This is a genomic window from Curvivirga sp., from assembly GCF_965219885.1.
GTDB lineage: Bacteria > Pseudomonadota > Alphaproteobacteria > UBA8366 > Aestuariispiraceae > Curvivirga.
Map to the genome: position 1 here is coordinate 275,812 of NZ_CBDCOT010000008.1, position 12,505 is coordinate 288,316.

The 12,505-nt window shown below is 42.6% G+C and carries 10 protein-coding genes; 4 read left to right on the plus strand and 6 right to left on the minus strand.

What is annotated here, in order from left to right; genetic code table 11:
- Positions 1-70: 70 nt before the first annotated feature.
- The 4 genes from glyS to ACOQOA_RS03915 form a co-directional block, all read right to left on the minus strand.
- Entirely contained in the window at positions 71-2,158 is a 2,088-nt protein-coding gene (glyS, locus tag ACOQOA_RS03900) for a glycine--tRNA ligase subunit beta (protein WP_420547341.1), read from the minus strand.
- A 17-nt stretch (positions 2,159-2,175) separates the two neighbouring features.
- Positions 2,176-3,063, minus strand: coding sequence for a glycine--tRNA ligase subunit alpha (locus ACOQOA_RS03905; RefSeq protein ID WP_420547342.1), 888 nt, complete (start codon positions 3,061-3,063; stop codon positions 2,176-2,178).
- Between the two features lie 191 nt (positions 3,064-3,254).
- Positions 3,255-5,120: an SLC13 family permease gene (locus ACOQOA_RS03910; RefSeq protein WP_420547343.1), complete on the minus strand. Its 1,866-nt coding sequence runs from the start codon at positions 5,118-5,120 to the stop codon at positions 3,255-3,257.
- 157 nt (positions 5,121-5,277) lie between these two features.
- Positions 5,278-5,730 (minus strand): MaoC/PaaZ C-terminal domain-containing protein, encoded by a 453-nt coding sequence (locus ACOQOA_RS03915; protein WP_420547344.1) that lies wholly within the window; start codon positions 5,728-5,730, stop codon positions 5,278-5,280.
- Positions 5,731-5,887: 157 nt separating this feature from the next.
- Here ACOQOA_RS03915 and ACOQOA_RS03920 point away from each other — a divergent pair, with 157 nt between their 5' ends.
- From ACOQOA_RS03920 to ACOQOA_RS03935, 4 genes are all read left to right on the plus strand, one after another.
- A complete protein-coding gene (locus tag ACOQOA_RS03920; protein ID WP_420547345.1) occupies positions 5,888-6,841 on the plus strand; it encodes an L-threonylcarbamoyladenylate synthase in 954 nt (317 codons plus the stop codon).
- A 31-nt stretch (positions 6,842-6,872) separates the two neighbouring features.
- Entirely contained in the window at positions 6,873-8,294 is a 1,422-nt protein-coding gene (locus ACOQOA_RS03925; RefSeq protein ID WP_420547346.1) for an FAD-binding oxidoreductase, read from the plus strand.
- 63 nt (positions 8,295-8,357) lie between these two features.
- Positions 8,358-10,145 (plus strand): acyl-CoA dehydrogenase, encoded by a 1,788-nt coding sequence (locus ACOQOA_RS03930; protein ID WP_420547347.1) that lies wholly within the window; start codon positions 8,358-8,360, stop codon positions 10,143-10,145.
- A gap of 96 nt (positions 10,146-10,241) precedes the next feature.
- Positions 10,242-11,012, plus strand: coding sequence for a VWA domain-containing protein (locus tag ACOQOA_RS03935; RefSeq protein WP_420547348.1), 771 nt, complete (start codon positions 10,242-10,244; stop codon positions 11,010-11,012).
- A gap of 5 nt (positions 11,013-11,017) precedes the next feature.
- Here ACOQOA_RS03935 and folK read toward each other — a convergent pair whose 3' ends face one another.
- On the minus strand, positions 11,018-11,500 hold the full coding sequence (folK, locus tag ACOQOA_RS03940; protein ID WP_420547349.1) for a 2-amino-4-hydroxy-6-hydroxymethyldihydropteridine diphosphokinase: 483 nt from the start codon (positions 11,498-11,500) through the stop codon (positions 11,018-11,020).
- A gap of 11 nt (positions 11,501-11,511) precedes the next feature.
- Positions 11,512-12,414 carry a dihydropteroate synthase gene (gene folP, locus ACOQOA_RS03945; RefSeq protein WP_420547350.1) on the minus strand — a complete coding sequence of 301 codons (903 nt, stop codon included), beginning with the start codon at positions 12,412-12,414 and terminating at the stop codon, positions 11,512-11,514.
- Positions 12,415-12,505: the final 91 nt, after the last annotated feature.

Sequence of the window (12,505 nt, forward strand, 5' to 3'; positions counted from 1 at the left end):
TCAAGATTTCTCTATCCAGAAGGTTAATAAAAAGGTTTGAATTGGTACCCCAACCTATTTTGATATCGAGTTATCCCTCGATTTGTCCGAAATCAGCCACCTGCCCCATGACGGAACGAATATGGGAAAGCAGTTTTAATCGGTTTTCACGAACTGATGCATCATCCGCATTCACGGTAACGTCATCAAAGAATTTATCCAAAGGCGTACGAAGTTTTGCCAAACCAGACATTGCATCTTCAAACGCCTCATTATCAAGCGCCTTAGAAACAGCAGCTTCAGCAATATCCAATGCCTCTGCCAAATCTTTTTCTTCTGCTTGCGAAAGTAATCCAGCATCAACCGCCCCATTATAGTAACGATCATCTTTCTTTTCTTCCGCACGCAAAATATTAGCGGCCCGCTTATTCGCTGCCAGCAAGTTTGCGCCATCATCTGTTTTCAGGAAGTCACTCAAAGCTGAAACACGATCTAAAACCCGCACAAGATCATCTTCACCTTCAAGTGCAAAGACTGCCGCGATATGATCATGCGGTACACCATCCGCTTTTAAATGCACTTTCAAACGGTCAGCAAAGAAGGACATCAGATCTCTAACAATTTCATCTGAAGTTTCAGAATTAATTTGATCTGCAATTTTTTGCAACGCAACTTTGCTTAAATCAGCAAGATTAACGCGAAGCTTATTTTCCAATATCAAACGGATAACGCCTAAGGCTGCTCGACGTAAAGCAAATGGATCTTTGGAGCCTGTTGGTTTTTCATCAATTAACCAGAAACCAGCCAAGATATCGATTTTCTCTGCCAATGCCACAGCAACAGAAGTTGGGGCTGTTGGACAGTCATCACTAGGTCCTGCTGGGGAATAATGATCTGCAATAGCATCCGCAACGGCGACATCTTCACCTTGCTTCAAAGCATAATAACGCCCCATGGTACCTTGAACTTCCGGGAATTCAAATACCATATCAGATACAAGATCAGCCTTTGATAGCTCAGCCGCACGACGCGCCTTGGATTTATCCGCACCGGGTATACTCTCACATAACAACTCAGCAATATCAGCCATTCTAGATACGCGTTGTGCAACCGTACCTAGCTTCGCATGGAACACTACTTTTTCAAGCTTCGGCAAGTTGTCTTCAAGTTTATGCTTTAAGTCTTGATCCCAGAAGAATTTCGCATCCGCCAAACGAGCGCGTAACACACGTTCATTACCATTCACAATCGCCGCACCACCATCATTCGCCGTAATATTTGCGACAAGCGCAAAACGGCGTGACATGGAACCGTTAGCATCTTCCAAGGTGAAATATTTCTGATTGGTGCGCATAGAGGATGTTAATACCTCACGCGGGACTTCCATAAATTCTTCATCAATATCGCCAAGTAGTACAACCGGCCATTCAACAAGTCCGGCAACCTCTGCTAAAAGCGAAGGATCATCCTTAACTTTCAAACCTTCTTTGGCACAAGCCTCTTCCAATTGTTTTGCGATGATTTCTTTGCGTTCTTCATGACTTACGATTACGGATTTATCACGTAGACCAGAAACATATTCATCTGCATTTGTGAAGGAGACTGTACCTTCGGATAAGAAACGATGGCCTTCTGTCACATTACCAAATGTGATCTCGCCACCATTCATATCAATTGAACCAGAAAGAACCTGACCATTAAACACAGCATTCACACGACGCAATGGACGCACCCAACGTTGGCCTAAACGCGCAAAACGCATAGATTTGGACCAAGGCATCTTTGCTACTGCATCTTGTACGATGGAAACCAGCATATCTGCTGTCGGTAAGCCTTTACGTTCAATCACGGCGAACCAAACCGCACCTTTTGGTGTTTCACGTTGTTCACATTGATCGATACTATCAAGACCTGCACCGCGTAAGAAGCCAGCAATAGCCTGTTCCGGCGCCCCGACTTTTGGTCCTTTACGCTCATCTTTCACATCTGGTTGCTTTTCCGGCAAGCCATCAACAACCAAAGTTAGGCGACGCGGACCGCAATATTTTGTCACAGCAGAAAATTCTAGATTTTCTGCCTTCAATCGATCACAGACAATCTTTTCCAAAGAATCAACAGCAGGTGATTGCATGCCAGCTGGAATTTCTTCACAGAATAACTCAAGGATAAGTTCAGCCATTTTCTCTCTCCCTACCCTTATGCTGCATCTTCTGGATATTCACCGATCGACTTCAAATAAGCCCCGGCACATGCTTTTGCCAAATTGCGAACACGACCAATATAAGCTTGGCGTTCTGTAACAGAAATCACGCCACGTGCATCAAGCAAGTTGAATAAATGAGACGCTTTTAAACAATGATCATAAGCAGGTAACGCAACACCACCATCAACAAGACGTTGGCATTCTTTCTCAGAATCTTCAAAATGGCGGAATAACATTTCTGTATCAGCCAATTCAAAGTTATGTTTTGAATATTCAACTTCTGCAGTGTGATAAACATCGCCATAAGTGAAACGATCATTGAATTTCAGGTCGTATACATTATCAACGCCCTGAATATACATTGCCAAACGTTCCAAACCATATGTCAATTCAGTCGAAACAGGATTACAGTCGAAACCACCAACTTGTTGGAAATATGTGAACTGGCTTACTTCCATGCCATCACACCAGATTTCCCAACCAAGTCCCCAAGCACCAAGTGTCGGGCTTTCCCAGTCATCTTCTACAAAGCGGATATCATGTTTCTTTGTATCAATACCGATCGCCTCTAGACTACCAAGATACAATTCCTGTGAATTAGCAGGCGAAGGCTTCATCAATACTTGATATTGATAATAATGTTGTAGACGGTTGGGGTTTTCACCGTAACGACCATCCGTCGGACGTCGGCTTGGCTGTACATAAGCAGCCATCCACTCCTTGGAACCAAGTGAACGTAATGTCGTCGCCCAGTGGAATGTACCTGCGCCAACTTCCATGTCATATGGTTGAAGAATAACACAGCCCTGAGCGGACCAATAGTTATGAAGTTTCAAGATAATGGATTGAAAACTGTTATCTGTAGCAGCTGGAGAAGACATGAGACTTCTACGCCTTTCGCCTGATTTGAGTATTGTGAATTCACTTGGAAATCTTGCAAAAAAATCAACGCGTAATTTCCGCGGCGCAACATACAAACTGTTACGCCACGGGTCAATGAACGAATCCCCAAAAACTGCTATTTTTTGACAGTTTTATGAAAACCTTAGCAAATTAACTAAGTCCGGTTTTATCAAAGCCCATACCAGAATGGTGCAAAGAGGGAAAATGCAGCCCAACAAATGAGAATCAGTGGGCTGCCATATTTGATGAAATCGATGAATTTATAATGCCCGGGCGCCATCACCAATAAGTTGGTTTGATAACCAACCGGACTTGCGAAGGAACAGTTTGCTGCAAAGACAACTGCCACCGCGAAAGCCTCTGCAGGTACGCCAATTTCATGGGCAATAGAGACAGCAATTGGCGTAAACAAAACGGCCGTCGCCTTCGTTGAAAGCATATTTGCTAAACAAGCGACGAGTAAGAAAAATCCACTTAGCACAATGGATGGTGCCGCATCACCAAGCGCCACAACCAAGAGGTGGGACATAAAGGCAGCGCCGCCCGTCGCCTCCATAGAAACACCAAGCGCCAATGCAGCAGCGATCAATAATATAATTTGCAAATCCAAAGACTTAACAGCTTGCTCTAAAGTTAAGGCTCCAAATAAAATCATCAAAGCGGCCCCACTTAATGCTGCAACTTCCGTTGGTAAAATGCCAAAACCGGCACAGCCAACCACTGCGAAGAAAATACCGATAGCCCGCTTAGCATTATGAGGTCTGGTCACATCACTTTCAGACCATTCCATCAAAATGATATCTTTTGAAGTTCTCAGCTTATCTATCTCTTCACGGCCACCTTGAACCAGCAACACATCACCAGCCTCAAGTGGTGTCTCCGTCACACGATCACGGCGCATATTACTGCGTCGTTCAATCCCAATAACGGTGGCATGGTTCCGATAACGAAACCCAATTTGTTTTAAGCTTTTACCAACATAGGATGAATTAGGCTTCACCATACATTCAGTGAGGACCTGCTCACCCTTGCGCCATGCACTTGCTATCTCCTCTTTTCGATAAGCCGCCGCATTCGCAAGGTCTGGAAGCAATAATTCAGGTTCCAAAGAGATGAAATCACCTAATTTATCTCGTGCCGCCGATACAATAAGAATATCCCCTTCGGTAATGATTATATCATCATAAGGCGGGAGTAACTTTTCTTCGCCACGCATCAAAGTTAAAACATTAACCCCTTCCAAATCAGGAAAGAAGCCACTAACCGACTGTACCCCGGCAAGTTTGGAACCTTCGCCTACTTTAATCTGCGCCTGAAAATGCTTGCCGCCAGCAGAAGCCGCATTATTTCCATTGCTATCATAACCATCCCTATCCGGCAGGATACGTGGCATCACAAATAATACGTAAATTAATCCTGCACCAGCAACGACTAACCCCGGCACAGTGAAAGAGAAAAAGCTAAAACCTTCTTCGCCTAATTTAATTAAAGCACTAGAAACCAAAAGGTTTGTTGAGGAGCCAATCAAAGTGGTCATCCCGCCGAGGATAGCAGCAAAACTTAATGACATCATATAACGACTGGACGACTTACCAATTTTAATCGCCAGAGCCTGCATAATAGGCACAAAAATAACCACAACAGGAATGTTGTTTAACAGCGCGCTAATCACAACTACGACTAACAGAGCGACAACTATTGATAATGCAGGTCGCCCCTTTGAGACGCTGTGCACCATCACCGCAACGCCATCCAAAACACCTGTTCTAGCCAGCCCCTCGCCAAGTACGAGAAGCGCTAATACTGTTAGAAGAGCCGGATTTGCAAAGCCAGATAAAAGGTTTTTCGCGTTGAGTTTGTTCCCGCCAGCTCCGTCAGGAACAGGCATCACATAAAATAAAACCAATAAAACACATATTACCGCGAAAGAAGTTACTTCCAATGGTAACTTGTCAGTTGCATATAAGTAAAGTGTTCCGGCGATGATCAGGAAAACGCTGATCATCTGTATCGACGCAATGTCAAATCCAAGCATATCTTAGCCCAAGTTATTATTATTTTTATACCCCCTACCCCAATTCTTTGAGCTAGGAAACAATGAACCTTAACATGCTTATCGAAAAAATAAAAAGAAACAAGCAACTAGTGAACTTGTTTCTAAAAATATTTTATTATCAAAGACGAATATAAGACTAATTAGCTATTTTTCGACGTACCATCATCGTGCCTTCATTACTCATTACCAACTCATCTTTGGTATTATAGGTCAAAAACTCCCATGTCAGAATTCCACGATCAGGTTTTGAACTTGATGCCTTCATTTCGATAACTTTGCAGACAACATAAATACTTTCACCTGGATATAGAGGTTTCTTCCAACGAATCTTATCATATCCCAGACCAATAATATTTGTTTCTGCTACTAGTCCTAATTCGTAAAACAAGCGAAATGCAATGCACATGGTTTGAAATCCGCTAGCAATGATACCGCCAAATGGCCCAGCTTCACTTCTTTCATGATCTACATGCATATGTTGAGGGTCATACATCATAGCAAAGTCCATAATCTGACCTTCAGAAAGGCTCATGCAGCGGGTTCTATGTTCTTCACCTACTTCAAATTCATCGAAAAATTTTGATGTCATCTTTATCCCCTTATACCAATCCCTGTCATCGATGAAAATAATTCACATCTCTATTGGCTTTTCTTTTAAGTATAATTCTGGTTTAAACGGTTAAACCTATTTTCATAACAATACCATACAAATAAACGGATACATTAAGGCAATGGGCGAAAAGCTTATGACCGAAATTCATAAACTTGACGATAAAGGCATCGCAAAAGCAGCCAAGCTTTTACGTAAAGGTGAAACCGTGTCTTTCCCCACTGAAACCGTATATGGGTTAGGTGCGGATGCAACGTCGGATACCGCCGTTGCTAAAATTTATACCGCAAAAGGCAGGCCAAGCTTTAATCCTTTAATTGTGCATGTTCCCAATATTAAATCGATTGAGAGATATGCGACATTATCGCCAATGGGACAAAAGTTAGCTGATGCCTTTTGGCCCGGTGCCCTCACTTTAGTATTAAAGTTAAAATCCAATTCAAAAATATCTAAACTCGTAAGTGCAGGCCTTGATACCGTAGCCATACGCATGCCTGCTCATGGCGGGGCGCGGGATTTGTTACGAGTTTCCGACCTTCCTATTGCAGCTCCAAGTGCCAACGCTAGTGGTAAACTAAGCCCCAGTGAAGCATCACATGTAAAACAATCTCTAGATGGTAGAATTCCCTTAATTTTGGATGGCGGGTCATGTGCCGTTGGTCTTGAAAGCACAATTGTTGATGTAAGTGGTGATCAACCAACATTATTGAGACCTGGCGGCGTAGCTGCTGAATCAATAGAAGCTATACTCGGATGCAAATTACTTCGTTCAGATAGTGATGATACAGCTCCGAAATCCCCAGGGATGTTATCAAGCCACTATGCGCCAGTGAGTAAAATCCGTCTCAATGCAGAAGACGTAGAAGATAACGAAACTCTTATCGGTTTTGGAAATGTTCTAGATGCAAAATTTAATTTAAGCGAATCTGGTGACACAACGGAAGCGGCGGCTAATCTGTTTCGTATCCTTCATGAAGCAGATAAAGTTGCCTCAGGAAAAATAGCAATTTCCCCTATTCCAAATGATGGTTTAGGCCTTGCGATTAATGATCGCTTAAAACGCGCTGCAGCACCAAGACCAAACGAGTAAAAACGCAAGAAAAAGGAAAGCTCTAATCATCATGATCGAAACCAATCACATTGAATATTTGAAATCTCTCGTCGACGAAAATGGTTGGAAAGAGAATAATGGTGACGATCTCTCTCAGTGGCTGCTGGATTCGCGCGGTCGCATAGAAGGTAAGACAAGTCTTATACTTTTCCCGTCGAACACTGAATCTGTATCAAAAATCATGACTTATTGTCATGAACATCGGATTGTTGTTGTTCCACAAGGTGGCAATACCAGCCGCGTTGGTGGTGCAACCCCAGATCAATCAGGAAACTCTATTATAATTTGTTTATCTCGTATGAATAACATCCGAGTAATAGACAAAGAAAATTATTCGATGATTGTGGAAGCTGGCACCATTTTACAAACCATACAATCAAAAGCGGAGGATTCTGATCGCCTCTTCCCCTTAAGTTTGGGTGCTGAAGGTTCTTGTATGATCGGAGGTAATTTGGCCAGCAATGCAGGTGGTATCAACGTCTTACGCTATGGCAATACCAGAGATTTGGTTTTAGGTATCGAAGCTGTTATGCCCAATGGTGAAATCTGGAATGGCTTGCGTAGCTTACGCAAAGATAACACTGGCTATGACTTGAAGCACCTGCTGATAGGATCCGAGGGGACTTTAGGTATTATTACCGCAGCAAGTCTTCGATTATTTCCGCTTCCAAAAGAACGTGCAACTGCCTTTTGTGCACTATCGGATCTTGATAGCTGCCTAAAACTTCTCGCAATCGCACGCGAATTAAGTGGGGATTCGGTTAGTTCTTTTGAACTCATTCCAGATATTGCTTTAGATATGGCATGCGAACATATTGATAATACGCGATTACCTTATGCAGAAGGTCCCGCACCAGAATGGTCGGTTTTATTAGAAATTAGTGGTTTTACCAAAGATCAAATGCAAACAACGATGGAAAGCCTTCTAGAAACTGCATTTGAAGAGGGCATCATTATGGATGCAAGTATCGCACAAAATGACACACAAAGAACCGACTTTTGGGGTATGAGAGAAGCAATTGTTGAGGCTCAAGTTCGTGAAGCAGCTTCTATCAAACATGATATCGCGGTACCCGTCAGTTCCGTGCCCACCTTTATTCGTAAAGCTGGTGAAGCAGTTAAAGAAATTTGTGAAGGTATACGTCCCTATCCCTTTGGGCATGTCGGTGATGGCAATATTCACTATAACCTCAGTCAACCCAAAGACATGGATAAAGTTGCTTTTCTGGAAAAAGAAGAAGATTTACATAAAGCAGTTCATGACGTGGTCGCAAATCTGAACGGATCATTTTCTGCTGAACATGGTGTTGGACAGATAAAAACCGAAGAAATGAAATCGTACAAAAGTTCAGTTGAGCTTGCCCTGATGAAGCAAATCAAACAGGCTTTTGATCCTAATAATATTATGAATCCGGGCAAAATACTTTCGTAACTTGGAAAAGCTTGGTATCTAAAAAGCAAAGATAAACATGATAAGAACTGGGGACCACTTATAATGACTGAATATAATGCGCCTTTAAAAGATATGAACTTCTTACTCAACGACATGGGGTTATTGAAAGAATTATCTGAAATGCCAGCTACTGCAGAAGCTACACCTGACTTGGTATCGGCGATTTTAGATGAAGGTGCAAAACTAGCAAAAGATTTTGTTGGTGCATGTAACATCAAAGGTGATGAAGAAGGCGCCCTTTTAAATGATGGTCATGTCAAGCTACCCGCTGGTTTCAAAGAGGCATATGATGCCTATAAAGAAGGTGCCTGGCATTCTCTTACCTTCCCTGAAGAACACGGCGGACAAGGTTTACCAAACACAGTTGGAAACGCAATTCATGAAATGTTGGAATCTGCCAATATGGCATGGTCCTTATGTCCCCTTTTGAGCCAAGGCGCGATTAAAGCTATCATGACACATGGTTCACAAGAACTTATCGATACATATGTTCCTAAAATGATATCCGGTGAGTGGACCGGTACAATGAATTTGACAGAAGCCAGTGCAGGATCTGATCTTTCCCAAGTTCGTACAAAAGCCACACCTAACGGTGATCATTATCTTATCAGTGGTCAAAAGATTTTCATTACCTACGGAGACCATGATCAGGCAGATAATATCGTCCATCTTGTTTTGGCGCGTTTACCAGATGCACCTGAAGGTACGCGTGGTATTTCTCTATTTTTGGTACCAAAATTCACATTGAATGAGGATGGCACACCAGGTGAACGCAATGACGCATGGCCAATCAAAGTAGAACATAAACTTGGCATTCATGGCAGCCCAACTTGTGTAATGTCATATGGCGAAAATGGTGGGGCCGTTGGATATCTGATTGGCAACGAAAATGAAGGTCTAAAATGCATGTTCACAATGATGAATGATGCACGCCTTGCCGTTGGTACGCAGGGTCTGAGTATCGCAGAAATGGCCTATCAGCGTGCTGTTGCCTATGCAAAAGACCGTAAGCAGGGCCGTTCAGAACTAGATGGTTCTAAAAATACTGCCATTATCAATCATGCGGATATTCGCCGTACGCTAATGACAATGCGTGCATATATCGAAGCTATGCGTGCGTTAAACTTCCGAACCATGGTTGATTTAGATATTGCAGAAAATCATAGCGACCCTGAATGGACCGAATGGGCAGATCGACGAATTGGACTTATCACCCCGGTTGTAAAGGCATGGTTCACCGATTTGGGTGTAGAAATAGCGTCCATGGGGGTCCAAATTCATGGCGGTATGGGCTTTATTGAGGAAACGGGCGCAGCACAATATTACCGCGACGCGCGAATTCTTCCCATTTACGAAGGCACAAATGGTATTCAAGCTGCCGATTTGGTTGGACGGAAAATTATCCACGATGGTGGATCTGCAGTTCGTGAATATTTGGATGAAGCCGATTCCCTTATAAACCACCTAAACGGCATTGAAGGCGAAGATATGAGTGCAATGCGCGCACATCTTGCAGCCGGGATTGATACCCTTGATCGTGCTGTCGATTGGCTGATGTCTAATAGCAATAACACGACTGCCGTTGGTGCTTCTTCTACGTATATTTTAAAGATATTTGGCCTTGTTGCCGGTGGCATTGGCCTTGCGCGTTCTATGGATGTCGCGTTAAGTAAAATCAATTCTGGCGAAGGCGATCAAGAATTCTATAAAGCCAAAGTTTTCACTGCACGTTTCTATGCTGAGAATCTACTTTCGCAAGCTCCTTCTATACTTTCAGCTGTGCGTGAAGGACATAACACGATCCGTAGTATCCCAGACGAAATGTTCTAGGCACGTATACACATAACCAAGATGTGAATGGGCGGCTTTTATGCCGCCCATTGCTTTTTAAAGCTACTTATTCCACAATGACATGGTCGTAAGTGAATGAGTATGCGTTTGAAGTTTAAAGAGTTTATATTAATCCTTCCTGTTTTTTTAGGAATTCATTTCCTAACATCTACCTTTGCTTATGGAGAGGAAGATCGAAATAAATGTGAAAAAACGGATATCGTTTTTGCCATTGATACAACCTACAGCCTTAGCAGTACAATTTATGATATCAAAGTAGAATTAGAAGATATTCTTGATCGACTTGATTATCTTTCAGACGGCAAGTTACGTCTTGGGCTTATTACTTTTAAAGATGAAATATATATTCAAGAAGATCTTAATGACTTTCCCAATCTAAGGCAAAAAAAGGAAAGCATCTTCGAAAAAATCTACGAAATCCGCGCAGAAGGAGGTGGAGGCGGCCCTGAAGCTTCAGATGAAACTTTAAATACAATTCTGAATAGCCTACCTGCACAAAATCGATCACAAGATTCTGATTTTACGGGAAAATTCGAAGCAGATACAAAAATCATTATACTTATTACAGATAACTTACCTGGTGGTTTTGACGATCAGTTCAAACAAGGTATCGATGATAAAAATGCTGCATCTCATGCACTTTTAGCTGCTGAACAAGGTGTTTTAATCTCTGCGATCTATACTCCCACCAGTTACTTTAGCAATGACGAAATTACTGAAAATATCATGCGCGACTATGCATTAATTACAGGTGGATTATACATAAAAATAAGCTCATCAGGTCAAGGGGCAGCGCAAGCAATCATGGATATCATAAATGCTTGCGGAAGACGCCCAATGGTTTAACTCAATTAGTCATCCAGCCGAATTAACCCACGTGTATCGAGAAGCGCCTCTGTCATCTCTCTCACGGTTTTACCAGTGCGCACATCTATGCGATCTGGACAAATATCCATTAAAGGAAGAAGCACAAATTCACGTTCCTGAACACTGATATGCGGGATCGAAAGACGCTCGGTCGTCATCAAGCAATCGCCGTGATAAAGAATATCCAAATCGATAACTCGTGGTCCATTTCGGAAAGTTGGACGTCGACCAATTTCTTCTTCCAAGTCTTTCAAACGATCTAACAAAGCTAAAGGTTCCAGCTCCGTGTTACCGCCAACCACCATATTTACAAAACTTGGCTGATCTTCCACATACATAGGTGCGGATTCGTAAAAAGCAGATGGACGAATGTCTAAGACAAATTCGGAAAGGCAATCAATTGCCATTTTTAAATTTGCTTTTTTATCACCCAAATTTGTGCCAAGAGCCAAATAAACTTCGTACATTTTATCTTACCTCACTGACCCGCACGCAACATTGCATCCGTCATTCGAACGATACGATCCATAACTTTTACATCGTGAACGCGCACCACATCCGCACCACGTGCCACCCCCAGTGATACTGTCGCAGCAGTTCCTTCGACGCGTTCATCTGCTGGTACGTCCAATGTCAAACCAATAAAGCTTTTCCTACTTGAACCTAATAAAATCGGATAACCAAGTGCTTCCTTAATAACATCAAGGCGATTTATCAGTTCCATATTCTGGGCAGCCGTTTTGCCAAAACCTACTCCGGGATCAATCATAATATTTTCAGGTTTTACGCCTGCTTCAATCGCGCCTTCTATCAACTCTCTTATTTCTTCAACGACTTCATTGAGGAAGTCATTATATTTGGGAGCAATATAAGCACCACCTAGGCGTGCATCAATTTCTGCATGCCCCGGTTTTGATCGATTATGCATAAGAATTACAGGCACCTCATGCTTAACTGCAACCTTTGACATATCTGGGTCAGCCTTAAACCCCCAAACGTCATTTATAATATGTGCCCCGGCATTTAAAGCGGCATCAGCAACTGAAGCTTTATACGTGTCAACGGATAACACAGCATTAGGAAATGCTTTGGCGATCGCCTTTACCGCTGGTTCAACGCGTTTCAGCTCTTCTTCCTCACCTACAAGCTCGGCCCCCGGGCGTGTGCTTTCTCCTCCGATATCAAGAATATCAGCACCGTTAGATAAAAAGAACTCAGCCTGTTTTAAAATCTTTGCTTCTAGATCTGTATCTTCACTTCTTAATCCATCACCGGAAAATGAATCCGGTGTGACATTCATAATGCCCATAAGAAGACATCTATCACCGAGCTGAAATCCTTTATCGTTATCAGCTGAATTAAACAAGTCGTGGAAAGCCATAATGAAGTCGTCCTACCGCTTGAGTTCCTGAAAAAATCGTATATTTTACGCTGCAATTAAAACTAATGGCTGCGAATATCCCAGCTAAAGG